The sequence below is a fragment of the Streptomyces sioyaensis genome, assembly GCF_004122735.1.
GTDB classification, from domain to species: domain Bacteria; phylum Actinomycetota; class Actinomycetes; order Streptomycetales; family Streptomycetaceae; genus Streptomyces; species Streptomyces sioyaensis.
Genome location: NZ_SDIF01000143.1, coordinates 1 through 14,476, shown reverse-complemented (window position 1 = coordinate 14,476; position 14,476 = coordinate 1). Strand labels below are relative to the sequence as shown.

The 14,476-nt window shown below is 72.7% G+C and carries 11 protein-coding genes; 5 read left to right on the top strand and 6 right to left on the bottom strand.

What is annotated here, in order from left to right:
* Positions 1-410: 410 nt before the first annotated feature.
* Both EST54_RS30030 and ptsP read left to right on the top strand, forming a co-directional pair.
* Positions 411-860, top strand: a complete 450-nt coding sequence (locus tag EST54_RS30030) for a PTS sugar transporter subunit IIA (RefSeq protein ID WP_129250857.1) — start codon at positions 411-413, stop codon at positions 858-860.
* 75 nt (positions 861-935) lie between these two features.
* Positions 936-2,606 carry a phosphoenolpyruvate--protein phosphotransferase gene (ptsP, locus tag EST54_RS30025; RefSeq protein WP_129250856.1) on the top strand — a complete coding sequence of 557 codons (1,671 nt, stop codon included), beginning with the start codon at positions 936-938 and terminating at the stop codon, positions 2,604-2,606.
* A 96-nt stretch (positions 2,607-2,702) separates the two neighbouring features.
* On the opposite strand, the gene EST54_RS30020 is transcribed toward ptsP, so the two are convergent.
* A complete protein-coding gene (locus EST54_RS30020; protein WP_129250855.1) occupies positions 2,703-3,629 on the bottom strand; it encodes a hypothetical protein in 927 nt (308 codons plus the stop codon).
* 182 nt (positions 3,630-3,811) lie between these two features.
* Positions 3,812-5,857 (bottom strand): acetoacetate--CoA ligase, encoded by a 2,046-nt coding sequence (locus EST54_RS30015; RefSeq protein ID WP_129250854.1) that lies wholly within the window; start codon positions 5,855-5,857, stop codon positions 3,812-3,814.
* A 307-nt stretch (positions 5,858-6,164) separates the two neighbouring features.
* Between EST54_RS30015 and EST54_RS30010 the strand changes: the two genes are divergently transcribed.
* Positions 6,165-8,570: a glycoside hydrolase family 31 protein gene (locus tag EST54_RS30010; RefSeq protein WP_129250853.1), complete on the top strand. Its 2,406-nt coding sequence runs from the start codon at positions 6,165-6,167 to the stop codon at positions 8,568-8,570.
* Positions 8,571-8,657: 87 nt separating this feature from the next.
* The gene (locus tag EST54_RS30005) at positions 8,658-9,458 is read left to right on the top strand and encodes a M15 family metallopeptidase (RefSeq protein WP_129250852.1); all 801 of its coding nucleotides are present in this window, start codon (positions 8,658-8,660) and stop codon (positions 9,456-9,458) included.
* A 250-nt stretch (positions 9,459-9,708) separates the two neighbouring features.
* Here the strand turns inward: EST54_RS30005 and EST54_RS30000 are convergent, their stop codons facing one another.
* The 4 genes from EST54_RS30000 to EST54_RS29985 form a co-directional block, all read right to left on the bottom strand.
* On the bottom strand, positions 9,709-10,521 hold the full coding sequence (locus EST54_RS30000; RefSeq protein WP_129250851.1) for an ABC transporter permease: 813 nt from the start codon (positions 10,519-10,521) through the stop codon (positions 9,709-9,711).
* A gap of 23 nt (positions 10,522-10,544) precedes the next feature.
* Complete coding sequence (locus EST54_RS29995) at positions 10,545-11,393, bottom strand: ABC transporter permease (RefSeq protein WP_093481942.1); 849 nt, start codon at positions 11,391-11,393, stop codon at positions 10,545-10,547.
* Positions 11,394-11,406: 13 nt separating this feature from the next.
* Positions 11,407-12,585, bottom strand: a complete 1,179-nt coding sequence (locus tag EST54_RS29990; protein ID WP_129250850.1) for an ABC transporter substrate-binding protein — start codon at positions 12,583-12,585, stop codon at positions 11,407-11,409.
* A 115-nt stretch (positions 12,586-12,700) separates the two neighbouring features.
* Positions 12,701-13,801, bottom strand: a complete 1,101-nt coding sequence (locus EST54_RS29985) for an ABC transporter ATP-binding protein (protein WP_372448108.1) — start codon at positions 13,799-13,801, stop codon at positions 12,701-12,703.
* Between the two features lie 176 nt (positions 13,802-13,977).
* On the opposite strand from EST54_RS29985, the gene EST54_RS29980 reads away from it, so the two are divergent.
* Positions 13,978-14,476 (top strand): Zn-ribbon domain-containing OB-fold protein (locus EST54_RS29980; RefSeq protein ID WP_217371198.1); only part of this gene is annotated, 499 nt, incomplete at its 3' end.

The window sequence follows — 14,476 nt, the reverse complement described above, 5'->3', positions numbered from 1 at the left end:
CACGCTGTTGAGTTCTCAAGGAACGGACGCTTCCTTTGTGCCTGTTTCACCAGGCTCTCCGGGCGCTTCCCTTCGGTGTTTCACACTCTATCAGGCCTTTTTCGGCTTTCGAACCGCTGCTTTTCTGCAGACATGCAGAAGCGCGCAATTCTTGAGTCGCGATCAAGACGCTGGGAGTGCCACCCACCTCAGCTGAACGCGGTTCATCGCGTCCTGGCTGTCCGGGGCAGATGTCAGACAGTACAGCTCTGCCGTGGGCGAGGCAAATCGATTCAGCGGGACTCGCGGGCGGCATCTGGCGTCTCTCATGCGGAACGGTCAGTTCTTATGACTTACGCTTCTGAACGGTGCGCCGTCCCGGACAGGTAGTGACGGCGGCCTGATGAATCTTCACCCCTGGGAGGCTTCCCATGACCACCGTGACGTCCCCTCTTGCCGGACGCGCCATCGGACTCGCGGCCGTGCCCGACCCGGTGTTCTCCGGAGCGATGGTGGGTCCCGGTACCGCCATCGACCCGGTTCGTGAGCCGTCTGCCGCGGTTTCGCCCGTGGACGGTGTGCTCGTCTCGCTGCACCCGCATGCGTTCGTCGTCGTCGATGCCGAGGGGCACGGCGTGCTCACCCACCTCGGAATCGACACCGTTCAGCTCAACGGTGAGGGGTTCGAGCTGCTCGTGAACAAGGGCGACACCGTCACCCGCGGTCAGGAGGTCGTGCGCTGGAACCCGGCGGCGGTCGAGAAGGCCGGTAAGTCGCCGGTGTGCCCGGTTGTCGCGCTGGAGGCCACGGCGGACTCGCTCGGTGAGGTCCGCGAGGACGGCGACGTCAAGGCCGGCGACCAGCTCTTCTCCTGGCAGTAGCCGGGCGCCGTCCCGTACGGCAGGTACGACATCCATCGCGGCGGCCGGTCCGTCGCATCAACCGGAGCGGGTGCAATGGAGACAACGCTGCGAGGCGTCGGGGTGAGTCACGGTGTGGCGATCGGCGAGGTGCGGCATATGGGGACGGCGGTCCTGGAGCCGCCGGCCAAGCAGATTCCGGCGGATGAGGCGGAGCGCGAACAGGGGCGTGCCCGCCAGGCCGTGGAAGCTGTTGCTGCGGACCTGATAGCGCGGGGAAATCTGGCGGGCGGTGAGGCGCAGGCCGTGCTGGAGGCACAGGCTCTGATGGCTCAGGACCCTGAGCTGATGGCCGATGTCGAGCGGCGGATCGCCGTCGGGAGCACCGCCGAGCGCGCTGTGTACGACGCGTTTGCGGCCTACCGGGCGCTGCTGGCCGGTGCCGGTGAGTACCTCGCGGGCCGGGTGGCCGACCTCGACGACGTGCGCAACCGGATCGTCGCGCGGCTGCTGGGTGTGCCGATGCCGGGTGTGCCGGACAGTGACGAGCCGTATGTGCTGATCGCGCGGGATCTGGCGCCGGCCGACACCGCGCTGCTGGACCCGACGCTGGTGCTCGGTTTTGTGACCGAGGAGGGTGGGCCGACCAGCCACAGCGCGATTCTTGCGCGCGCGCTGGGGGTGCCGGCGGTCGTCGCGCTCCCGGGCGCCGGTGAGCTGGTCGAGGGCACGGTCATCGCCGTCGACGGCAGCACCGGGGAGATCTTCGTCGAGCCGAGCGCCCAGAAGCGTGCGGAGATGGAGCGGGCGGCCGCGGAGCGGAAGGCGGCGCTGGCCGCTTCGTCCGGTCCGGGTGCCACCTCCGACGGGCACAAGGTGCCGCTGCTGGCGAACGTGGGCGGGCCCGGCGATGTGGCCGCGGCGGTCGGGGCCGGGGCGGAGGGTGTCGGCCTGTTCCGGACGGAGTTCCTGTTCCTGGACGACAGCAAGAAGGCGCCGTCCGTGGAGAAGCAGGTGGAGGCCTACCGCACGGTGCTGGCGGCTTTCCCCGAGGGGCGTGTCGTGGTGCGGGTGCTCGACGCCGGTGCCGACAAGCCGCTGGAGTTCCTGACGCCGGCCGACGAGCCGAACCCCGCGCTGGGTGTACGGGGGCTGCGGACGTTGCTCGATCACCCCGAGGTGCTGCGTACTCAGCTCGCGGCGCTGGCGACGGCGGCCGAGGGGCTGCCGGTCTACCTAGAGGTCATGGCGCCGATGGTGGCGGACCGGACGGACGCCAAGGCGTTTGCGGATGCCTGCCGGGAGGCCGGGCTGCGGGCGAAGTTCGGCGCGATGGTGGAGATCCCCTCCGCGGCTCTCCGGGCGCGGTCGATTCTGCAGGAGGTGGAGTTCCTTTCGCTGGGGACCAATGACCTGGCGCAGTACACCTTCGCGGCGGACCGTCAGGTGGGGGCCGTGTCCCGTCTGCAGGACCCCTGGCAGCCGGCGCTGCTGGACCTGGTGGCGTTGTCGGCCGAGGCCGCGAAGGCCGAGGGCAAGAGCTGTGGTGTGTGTGGTGAGGCGGCCTCCGATCCGCTGTTGGCGTGTGTGCTGACGGGGCTCGGGGTCACCAGCCTGTCGATGGGTGCGGCGTCGATTCCCTATGTGCGGGCGACGCTGTCCAAGCACACGCTGGCGCAGTGCGAGCGTGCGGCGGCCGCGGCGCGGGCCGCGGACACCGCCGAGGATGCCCGGGCCGCCGCGCAGGCGGTGCTCTCCGGGGAGTGATCCCGCGCGGCGTGCTGCGCCGCAGGAGCTTTGACGGCCGTCCCGCCCTTCTGGCGGGGCGGCCGTCGTGCATGCGGGGACGGTGTGGGGGTGCCGTCAGTGGTGGTCGTGGGGGTCGGGTGGCGGCGTCAGGGGGAGGCCGGAGGCGTAGTCGACGCCGGGCTCGGGCGGGATCGGTTCGCCGGTGTCGGCGTCGGTGCAGTAGGCGGTGAAGACCTCGGCGGCGCTCAGGGGGCGGAGCCAGGAATCGCGCAGGGACCAGCCGCGGACCGTGTCACGGGCGGCTTCGTCGGTGGTGGTGCGGCCGGTGGGGCCGGTGGTGGTGCGGGAGACGATGCCGCCGGGTGTGCGCAGGGCGAGGCCGGCGGCGAGGACCGTGCAGAAGACGAGGGTCTCGTGCTCGGCGAGCTGGAGGGGGGCATCGTCGCGGGCGGTGGTGTGCAGTACCGCCAGGAGGGGCGGCTCGCCTGTGGCGAGGGAGCAGACGAGGTGGTGGGTGCCCTCGCCGAGGGAGGTCAGGAGCCGGCGGACGGCGTGGGTGGCGCGGGTGAAAGCGGTACGGGAGAGGTCTTCGCCGCACTCCTCGCAGGTGCCGGCGCGGGCCAGCAGGGCGGAGGCGTGGTCCCAGTGCGCCCGGCGGTCGGCCTCTTCGACGAGGAGCGGGAGCAGCCGGCTCAGCGGCCCGCCTTCATAGAGCAGGGTGGTGCCCGTGCGGGCCGCTTCGGCCGTATAGCGGCTGCGGCTGTCCGGGCGGTCCGGGTCCAGGGCCAGGTGGGCGCAGTATTTCTCGTAGGCGGCCGGGTCGAAGAGGCCGACGGTCGTGACCACGCCCTGGGAGGTGAGGGTGCGCAGCAGGGTCTCCATCTGCCGGAGGTAGCTGCTGTGGTCGTCGAAGGGGAAGGTGCGGTAGCGGCGCATGGCCGTGAAGTCCTGCTCGTCGGCCAGGATGGCGGCGGTGCTGGGGACTTCGCGGCGGAGGGCGCGGCGGGCGGACCGGTCGGTGGGCCGGGATGTGAAGGTCATGATTCCCCCTGGGTGTGCTCCGAGTGGGTGCGCCGGTCGCACTCCACTCGTCACTGAGAGTAATCGGGGGGTCTGACAACGGGCTCCGGCGCCGGGGGGGTTGGGGTCCCGGGCGTCGGCGTCCGGGGGCCGGGACCCGGGGCCCACGTTGCCCGACCGGCCCTCCCCGCCTCCCCGCCTCCCTACGATGCGCCGTCGGCCGATGCGCCGTCCGTGGCGCGGTCGCGGGCCACCCGCTCGTAGAAGCGGAGCAGTTCGAGGTTGTCGACGGAGCCGGGGTTGACGGCCTTGTCGAGCGGGGTGCCCTGGAGGAGGCGTTTGACGGGGACCTCGATGCGCTTGCCGGTGAGGGTGTGCGGGACGCCGGGGGCTTCGATGATGTCGTCGGGGACGTGGCGCGGGGAGAGCTGTTCGCGGATGGTGCGCTTGATGCGGTCGCGCAGGTCGTCGTCGAGGGTGGCACCGGGGGCGAGGTGGACGAAGAGCGGCATCCAGTAGCCGCCGTCGGGGAGTTCCAGGCCGATGACGAGGGATTCTCGGATCTCGGGGAGGCGTTCGACCGCCTCGTAGATGTCGGCGGAGCCCATCCGGACGCCCTGGCGGTTGAGGGTGGAGTCGGAGCGGCCGTGGATGACGACGCTGCCGCGGGAGGTGACGGTGATCCAGTCGCCGTGCCGCCAGACGCCGGGGTACATGTCGAAGTAGCTGTCGTGGTAGCGGGTGCCGTCGGGGTCGTTCCAGAAGCGGGTGGGCATGGACGGCATGGGGTTGGTGACGACGAGTTCGCCGACCTCGTCGACGACGGGCTTGCCCTGGGGGTCCCAGGCCTGGAGGTCGGTTCCCAGGCAGGGTGCCTGGAGTTCGCCGATATGGACCGGGAGGGTGGGGACGGCGCCGGCGAAGCAGCTGCAGACGTCGGTGCCGCCGCTGACGGAGGCCGTCCACAGGTCGGCGCCGCTCTCCGCGAAGCCGTCGTGCAGCCAGCGGAAGCCGTCCGGCGGGAGCGGCGAGCCGGTGGTGGCGACGCAGGTGATGGCGGAGAGGTCGAGGTCGCGGGCCGGGTGGATACCGGCCTTGCGGCAGGCCATGACGTAAGCGGCGGAGGTGCCGAAGACGGTGGCGCGGGTGGTTTCGGCGACCCGCCACTGGGCGGAGATGTCGGGGTGGCCGGGGCTGCCGTCGTAGAGCACGATCGTCGAGCCCACCAGGAGGCCGGCGACGAGGAAGTTCCACATCATCCAGCCGGTGGAGGTGTACCAGAAGAACCGGTCGTCGGGGCCGAGGTCGCAGTGCAGGCCGGTCTGCTTGAGGTGTTCGAGCAGGATGCCGCCCTGCGACTGGACGATGGCCTTGGGCAGTCCGGTGGTGCCGGAGGAGTACAGGACCCAGAGGGGGTGGTCGAAGTCGACCTGTTCGAAGACCGGTTCGGTGTCCTGGGTGGTCAGGTCCGACCAGTTCAGGGCGCCTTCGGGGGCGGGGGTACCGAGCAGGGGGATGTGGACGACGGCTCGGAGGGTGGGGAGTTCGGCGCGGAGTTCGGCGACGGTGTCGCGGCGGTCGTGTTCCTTGCCGCCGTAGCGGTAGCCGTCGACGGTGAAGAGGACGACCGGTTCGATCTGCTGGAAGCGGTCCAGCACGCTGCGGGCGCCGAAGTCGGGGGCGCAGGAGGTCCACACCCCGCCGACCGCGGCGGTGGCCAGCAGCGCGACGACGGCCTGCGGGATGTTGGGGACGTAGGCGCTGACGCGGTCGCCGGGGCGGACGCCGAGGCGGCGCAGTTCGGCGGCCAGCGAGCCGACCTGGGCACGCAGCTCCGTCCAGGTGACGGGCGTGGGCTCATGGGTCTCGTCGACATGGAGCAGCGCGGGGGCGTCGGCGCGGGCCGGGTCCTCGGCGGCGCGCAGGGCGTGCTCGGCGTAGTTGAGGGTGGCGCCGGGGAACCAGCGGGCGCCGGGCATCGTGCGGTCGGCGAGCACGGTCTCGTACGGCGTGGCGAAGCGGACGTCGAACCACTCGGCGGTGGCCTGCCAGAAGGCGGGGAGGTCGGCGACGGACCAGCGGTGCAGGTCGGCGTAGCTGGTCGCGGGGTCGCCGGGCGTGGGGGCGGGGGCGCCGTGGTGGGCAGCCGCCCAGGTGTGGAAGCGGGTGACCTGTGCGCCGGCGATGCGGTCCGGACCGGGCTGCCAGAGGGGTTCCGGCTGTGGGGCGGACTGCGGTGCGGTGGTCATGATGCGGCTCCCGGACGGTACGCGTCGTGTGCGTCGGGCGCACACGACGGTCGGGGTCCCCGCCCTGGCGTGTGCGCGTGACACGGTGTGCCTGGACGATGCCATGTGATCGACTCCTGCACCAGGGTGGGCTGCCCACATCGGTGGTGTGGCGGGTGTGGTCCGGCCCACGGTTGCCGGGACGCGGCAGGATCCGGCCATGGCGGGGCGGTCCGCGGGCCTGAAGGTGGCCGAGGGTGACCCGGTGCAGGTGAACGGCAGTTGAACGGTGCCCACGCACCCGGTCGTCAATGGCAGGCTGACCGGCATGGATGGGCGGGATCTGGTGCGGTCGGTACGGATGATCAAGGCGGTCGGGCCGACGCAGGGGCTGCGGTCCGTGCGTGCGGCGTGGCGGTCGCGGCGGGCGGATGCCCTGGCGTTGCCGCGGCGCGTGGCGGAGCGGGCGCGGGTGCCGGGGGCGGCGCGCGGCGCCGAGTCGCAACCGGGCGGCGGGGTGATCCATTTCGCGCGGTCCTCGCTGCGGGTGCGGGTGGCGGCGGGCGGTGCGGTGTTCTGCGGCTGGGACGGCGCCGCGCCGGAGCCGTCGTACGCGCTGGCGGGGGCGTGCCCCGAAGTGGATGCGCGGGTGGTGCTGGAGCCCGATACGGAGGGCGGCTGGCGGGTGGTCTCCGAGCGGGTGCTGGTGGTGGTGTCCCGGCACGGCGCGGTGGAGGTGCGGACGCCCGGCGGGGCGGTGCTGCGGCGGGAGTTGCCGCCGCGCTGGTGGGAGCGGGCGGCCGAGGACGACGCAGCCGGCGCGGAGGGGCGCGCCGGGCGTCCCGAGGGCGGTGGCGCCACGCGCTGGGTGCAGCGCGCGGAGGTCGCGGCCGACGCCCGGTTCTTCGGGCTGGGCGGCCGGGCGCACGGGCCGCGGCTGCGGGACGGGGTGTACCGGCTGTGGAACACGGACCCGGGTGGCGCCTTCGGGCCGGGTGACGATCCGCTGTCGCTGACGATGCCGGTACAGCTGGTGGTGGCGGACGCCGGTACCCATCTGGTGTTCCACGACAATTCCTGGGACGGCCGGGTGACGCTGCGCGAGGGCGCGGAGGGGGCGGGCTCGGGTCATGACCGGCCGGGCACCTGTGAGCTGCGGATGGACGGCGGGCCGCTGCGCTACTGGGTGCTGGCCGGCACCCCGGCCCGGGTGCTGCAGGGCTGGACGGCGCTGACCGGGGCGCCCGCGCTGCCGCCGTTGTGGGCGCTGGGGCATCAGCACGCCCGGTGGGGCTTCGCCGGCCAGGACGAGGTGCGCGGCGTGGTCGCCGGCTACGCGGAGCGCGGGCTTCCGCTGTCGGCCGTCCATCTGGACATCGATCACTACGACCGGCACCGGGTCTTCACCGTCGATCCACAGCGCTATCCCGATCTGCCGGGTCTGGCGCGGGAGTTGCGTGCGGAGGGGGTGCGGCTGGTGTCCATCGTCGATCCCGCGGTGAAGGCGGAGCCGGGGGACGCGGTGTACGAGGGCGGGGCGACGGCGGACGCCTTCGTACGGGACGCGCGGGGGCGGGAGGTGCGCGGGCTGGTGTGGCCGGGTGAGTCGGTGTATCCGGACTTCACCGACGCGCGGGTGCGCAAGTGGTGGGGCGGGCTGTACGCGGAGCGGCTGGCGCAGGGCTTCGCGGGCTTCTGGCACGACATGAACGAGCCGGTTTCGTTCGCCGCGTTCGGGGAGCGGACGCTGCCCCGCTCGGCGCGCCATGCGCTGGAGGGGCGGGGCGGCGACCACCGGGAGGCGCACAACGTCTACGCCCTGGCGATGGCGCGGGCCGGCTTCGACGGGCTGTGCGAACTGCGCCCGGACGAGCGGCCGTTCCTTTTCTCCCGCTCGGGCTGGGCGGGGATGCAGCGCTACGGCGGCACCTGGTCGGGCGATGTGGAGACGGACTGGCCGGGGCTGCGGGCCTCGCTGTCGCTGGTACTGGGGCTGGGGCTGTGCGGGGTGCCGTACAGCGGTCCCGATATCGGCGGGTTCTCCGGGCGGCCGTCCCCCGAGCTGTATCTGCGGTGGTTCCAACTGGGCGCCTTCCTGCCGCTGTTCCGTACGCACGCGGCGGTGGAGGCAGGGCGGCGGGAGCCGTGGGAGTTCGGGGCCGAGGTGCTGGAGCATGCCCGTACGGCGCTACGGGAACGGCAGCGGCTGCTGCCCTATTTCGAGACGCTGGGCCAGTTGGCGCGGCTGACCGGGGCGCCGTATGTCCGGCCGGTGTGGTGGAGCGCGCCGCGGGACCGGGCGCTGCGGGACTGCGAGGACGCCTTTCTGCTGGGGGACGCGCTGCTGGTGGCGCCGGCGCTGGCGGCGGGGGTGACCCGGCGGCCGGTGCGGCTGCCGCGCGGCCGGTGGTACGACACCGCGACCGGGCGGGCGTACGACGGGCCCGGGCAGGTGTGGGTGGAGGCGCCGCTGTCGCGGATTCCGGTGCTGGCTCGGGCCGGGGCGGTGGTGCCGGTGGCCGGGGCGGACGGTGGGACGGAGCTGGAGGTGTGGGCGCCGGCGGCCGGGAGCGGCGGCAGCGGGCTGGTGGTGCCGGATGCCGGGGACGGCTGGCAGCGGCCGACGGTGGAGCGCTTCACCTCGCGGCGGGAGGGCGGCCGGGTGGTCGTGGAACGGCGGGACGGGGGCGCGGTGGGATATCCGGTGCGGGTGCGGGGGCTGACGGACGGGTAGGGCCTGTCCGATGGGGGTCGGGACCGGAAAGGCCGGCGGCGCACAGGGGCTTCCCCTCCGGCTGCCGCGCCTGGTAGACGGAGGTCCATGCCGAGACTTGCTGCCGCACTGCGCGGCCTGGCCGTCGCTGCCGCCGCCTTGTTGACCGTCACCGTGCTGCCGTCGCCCGCCGCGGGGACCGCCCGCCGGCCGGTGGCATCGTCGTGGATGCCGAAGGAGTTCGTCGCGCTGCGCGAGGTGGATCCCACAATCATCCAGGAGATGCGCTACCCCACCCCGCACGACTTCATGGGTGTGCCGGTGGACGGCTACCGCAGGCCGGTGTGCCTGCTGACGCGGAACGCCGCACGGGCCCTGCACCGGGCGCAGCGCTCCTTCCTCCGGCGCGGGCTGTCGCTCAAGGTGTACGACTGCTACCGGCCGCAGCGCGCCGTGGACCACTTCGTGCGGTGGGCCAAGGACCTCGCCGACCAGCGGATGAAGGGCGAGTTCTATCCGCGCGAGGACAAGTCGAAGCTGTTCGACGACGGCTATATCGCGGCCAAGTCCGGTCACAGCAGGGGCAGTACGCTCGATGTGACGCTGGTGCGGCTGCCGGCCGTGCCGACCCGGCCGTATGTGCCGGGCGAGCCGCTGACGTCCTGTTACGGGCCGCGGGCGGCGCGGTTCCCGGACAACTCGCTCGACATGGGGACCGGCTTCGACTGCTTCGACACGCTCGCGCACACCCTCGACCCGCGCATTCACGGGCGGCCGCGGGCGAACCGGCTGCTGCTCAAGCACGGGCTGGAGCGGGCCGGCTTCGTGAATCTCCCGGAGGAGTGGTGGCACTACACCTTCACCCCGGAGACCTTCCCGGACACCTACTTCGACTTTCCCGTGCAGTGACCGGGTGGGGCCTTACCGGGGCTATACCGGGGGCCCTACCGGGGGCCTGGTCGGCGGGACCGGCCGGGTGGACCGTGGTGCGCGGACGGCCCCGCGGGCGTCGCGCCGGGTGTGGGTCCGGGGACACGGAATCACCCCCGTGGATCCCGTGCCCCGAACCCTGCTGTGAGGGACGCGGGCCGGCCGGGTCCGGTTGACGCGGGACGGCGAAGTCGTCCATTCGGCTGATGCACCTGCCGTCGCCGGTGCCTCAGAGGCGGCCGCCGGCCGGGTCCGACGAGAGCCGCTGGGCCGCCCGCACGGGGAGCACGGACAGGGCGATGAGCAGCGCGGCCACCACGTTGACGACCGGGGCCTGGTGCGGGCGGGCCAGGTTCTCGTAGATCCAGATCGGGAGGGTCCGGGTGCCCGCGCCCGCCGTGAAGGTGGTGACCACGACCTCGTCGAAGGAGAGCGCGAAGGCCAGCAGGGCCCCGGCGAACAGCGCGGGCCGCAGCGCCGGGAAGGTGACGTGGCGCAGGGTCTGCCAGGGGCGGGCGCCCAGGTCGGCGGAGGCCTCGGCCAGTGAGGGACCGATCCGGCGGAGCCGCGCGGCGACATTGTTGAAGACGATCACGACGCAGAAGGTCGCATGGCCGACGACGACCGTGAACAGGCCGAAGCCGATACCCAGCGGCGTCAGGACGGTACGGAACGCGGCGTTGAGGGCGATGCCGGTGACGATGCCGGGCAGCGCGAGCGGCAGCACGATCAGGAACGAGACGGTCTGCCGGCCGAAGAAGCGGTGGCGGTGCACGGCGAAGGCGGCGAGCGAGCCGAGGACCAGGGCCAGGGCGGTGGCCCACAGGCCCGCCTGCAGCGAGGTCCACAGCGCGTCGCGGGCGCCCGCGCTGTGCAGGGCGCGCCGCCACCACTCGCCGGTCAGCGCGCCGGGCGGCCAGCCGAACGAGGGGTCGGCGTTGAGGGAGTTGAGCAGGACCAGGAGCAGCGGGAGGTAGATCAGGGCCAGGCCGGCGGCGGTGACGCAGCCGAGGACGATGCGGGCGGTGCGGCTGAGATGCATCCGGCTGCCTCCTGCGGGACCGGTCAGAGCGAGTCGAGTGCGCCGGCCCGGCGGACCGCGGCCAGGTAGCAGACGACGAGGACGACGGGGACCGCGGAGAGCGCCGCGGCGAGCGGCAGATCGAGGGTGACCTGGGAGGCGATGACATTGCCCAGCAGCTGGGTGCGGCCGCCGACGATCTGCACGGTGAGGTAGTCACCGAGGCTGAGCGAGAAGGTGAAGACGGAGCCGGCCAGGAGCGCCGGGCGGACGGCGGGGGCGACCACGGAGCGCAGCGTGCGCAGGGTGCCCGCACCGAGGTCGGCGGACGCCTCCAGATGGTGGGCGGGCAGCCGCTCCAGGGCGGCGTGCAACGGCAGGATCATGTACGGCAGCCAGAGGTAGGCCAGCACGATCACCACGGCGGTCGTGCCGTAACCGGGTCCGTGCAGGCCCAGCGGCGCGAGTACCGCATTGACGATGCCGTGCTCGCCGAGCATCACCCGCCAGGCGTACGCCTTGACCAGATAGCCGGCCCACAGCGGGGTGAGCACGGCCACCAGCAGGGCACGGCGCAGCCGGCCGGTCGCCACCCACGCCATGAAGAAGGCCATGGGCAGTGCGAGCAGGGCGTCGAGGAGCGTGACGACGACGGCGATGCCGAGCGTGCGCAGGGCGACGGTGCGGTACACGGGGTCGGTGAGGATCTCCCGGAAGTTGTCGGCGGTGAAGGAGTGCACGACGTCCGAGGTGAAGGGGTCGGTCGTCCAGAAGGCCGAGAGCAGGAGGACGGCGAGGGAACCGAGGTAGGCGAGGATCAGCCAGAGGAGGGGCGGGGCGAGGAGTGCGGCGAGCCGGGCCCGGGCGCCCGGCTCGCGTTCCGTGACGGACACCGGCTGCCCCGGCTCAGCCCTTGATCTCCGTCCAGGCGCGGGTCCATTGCGCGTAGTCGGTGCACGTGACGTTCTTGCGGCCGTCGAGGCACTGCGGGACGGGGGTGGTCCAGAAGTGGACGCGGCGGTAGTAGGCCTCGTCGTCGGCGTGATAGACGGCGCAGTGGTGGGGGTCGGCGGTCTCCCGGCAGGCCTTGGCGTTGGCGGGTGCCTCGCCGAAGAACTCGGCCACCTGGGCGTTCACCTTCGGTGAGACGATCCAGTTGAGCCACTTGTAGGCGCAGTTGGGGTGGGCGGCCTTGGCGGAGACCATCCAGGTGTCGGACCAGCCGGTCGCCCCCTCCTTGGGGAGGACGGCCTTGACGGGGGCCTTCTGCGCGGTGGCGGTGTTGGCGATGACCTGCCAGGTGGTGCCGATGACGCTGTCGCCGCCTTTGAAGGCCGTGACCTCCTTCTGGTAGTCGCTCCAGTATTCGCCGACGTACTGGCGCTGTTTCTTCAGCAGGGCCACGGCGGCGTCGAGTTGGGTGCGGTCCAGGGCGTAGGGGTCCTTGATGCCGAGTGCCGGGCGGGTCTTCATGAGGTAGAGGGCGGCGTCGGCGATGTAGATCGGGGAGTCGTAGGCGGTGACCTTGCCCGAGTACTTGGGGGCGCCGTCGAAGACGGCCTTCCAGGAGTCGGGGGCCGGGGAGACCTTGTCGGTGCGGTACATCAGCAGATTGGCGCCGCGGCCGTGCGGAATGCCGTACATCTTCCCGTTCTTGGAGTTGAACGGGCGCATCTTGAGGCCGCTGAAGATGTCGCGGTAGTTCGGGACCAGACGGGTGTTGACCGGCGCCACGTCCCCCGCGGCGATCAGCCGCAGGGTGGCGTCGCCGGATGCGGACACGGTGTCGTACTGCCCCGTCTTCATCAGCGAGACCATCTCATCGGAGGTCCCGGCGATCTTCGTGTTGACCTTGCAGCCGGTCTGCTTCTCGAACGGGTGCACCCAGTCGGCCCGGGGGTCGTTGGAGCCGTCCTCGGCATATCCGGCCCAGGCGATGAGGTCGACCCGGCCCTCGCCCTTGCCGACGCTCTTCCGCTCGGCGGCTCCCCCGCCGCCCGTCCCCCCGCCGCCGGAGCCGCAGGCCACGGCCAGCAGCAGTACCCCGGCCGCCACGGCGGCCTGCCACGGATTCGCGTTACGCATGGTGAACTCCCGCTGTCGCACACGGCTGTCGAGCACCGCCAGTATCCGGAATCTCACGGTCTGCCACCAGAGCGCCTCCTCGGCGGGCCCCCCGGTGCGGTGCCCCGACGGCGATTCAGCCGGGCACCGCAGAGGCGTCGTCGACGCGCCACAGCAGGTGCACGGCGGCGCCCGGACGGACGGCCGGCGGCAGCGGCCCGGAGTTCAGCCGCAGTGCGGTGAGCCGGTCGTCGCCACCGTCGAGGCGGACCACGCAGCGGAGGTGGGCGCCGGCGTGCACGATCTCGGCGATCCGGCCGGGCATGCTCCGCTCCCCCGGCCCGGGGGTGCCGTCCGGGCCGTCGGGAGCGGCGATCCGGATCCGCTCGGGGCGGATGCTGTAGGTGCCCGGGGCGCCGACGACGCGGACCGCGGCCGGGCCGCTCAGCAGGTTGGTGGTGCCGACGAATCCCGCGACGAACGCGGTGGCCGGGCGCTCGTAGATCTCCAGCGGCGGGCCGGTCTGCGCGATCCGGCCGCGGTCGAGGACGGCCAGGCGGTCGCTGAGGGTCAGCGCCTCCTCCTGGTCATGGGTGACGAGGAGGAAGGTGACGCCGGTGGCGCGCTGGATGCGCTGGAGTTCGCGCTGCATCTCCTGGCGCAGCTGGAGATCGAGCGCGCCTAGGGGCTCGTCGAGCAGCAGCAGCCCCGGGCCGTCGATCAGCGCGCGGGCCAGGGCGACGCGCTGGCGCTGGCCGCCGGAGAGCTCGGCCGGGCGACGCGGACCGTGGTCGTCGAGCCGTACGGTGCGCAGGGCCTCGCGGGCGCGGGCGAGGCGTTCGGACTTGCGCACCCCGGCGACGGTCAGCGCGTAGGCGACGTTCTGTTCGACGGTCATGTGCGGGAAGAGCGCGTAGTCCTGGAAGACGGTGTGCACGTCGCGCCGGGCGGCCGGGAGTGCGGTGACCTCGCGGCCGGCGAGTTCGATACGGCCCGAGGTGGGCCGCTCGAAGCCGGCGATCAGCCGCAGCAGCGTGGTCTTGCCGGAGCCGGAGGGGCCGAGGAGGGAGAAGAACTCCCCCTGATGGATGGTGAGTTCGGCGTGGTCGACGGCGCACACCGAGCCGAACTCCTTGCGGACGGCGGTGAGCCGTACGGCGGGTGCGGCGGCCGGGCGGACGGGCCGGGGGTCGATACGGGCGTCGGTGCGGGCGTCAGGGCGGGCGGCTTCAGCCACGGGCACTCCCCCTCGTGAACGACGTGATCGCCCGGACTGTACCGGGGTTCCGCACCGGGCGGCACCGTGCCACACTCCTGACGTTCCGTCAGTTCTGGGTTTCCGGGAGGGCCGCGCCGCCGGTCCGGCTCGCCGTTGCCGGCCCGACGTTCCCGGTCCGCACTTGGGGAGGGTCCGTGACACGTACGCGGAAGCCGGCGGTGCCGGGGTGGTTCGATCAGGAAGCGGCGGACTTCCGGCTGCTGGGTACGCGGTGCCGCGCCTGCGACGCGGTGTTCTTCCCCCGCGAGGACACCTTCTGCCGCAATCCCGCGTGCGGCGGCGACGAGCTGGTGGAGGTGCCGCTGTCCCGGCACGGCACCGTCTGGTCGTACACCGATGCCCGCTATCGACCGCCCGCCCCCTACGTCTCCGACCCGGAGGCCGAGTGGCAGCCGTACGCCCTGGTCGCCGTGGAGCTGGCGGCGGAGCGGATGGTGGTGCTCGGGCAGGCCGCGCCGGGCGTCGCGGCCGCGGACCTGGCCGTGGGCACCCGGGTCGAGCTGGTACCTGGGGTGCTCGACGAGGATGACGCGCACAGCTGGACGACGTGGCAGTGGCGGCCGGTGGGGGCGAGGCGGGGGGCGGAGGCGGCGGAAACCTCACCTCTACACCCGCCCACCCCCCGAAGGGGGG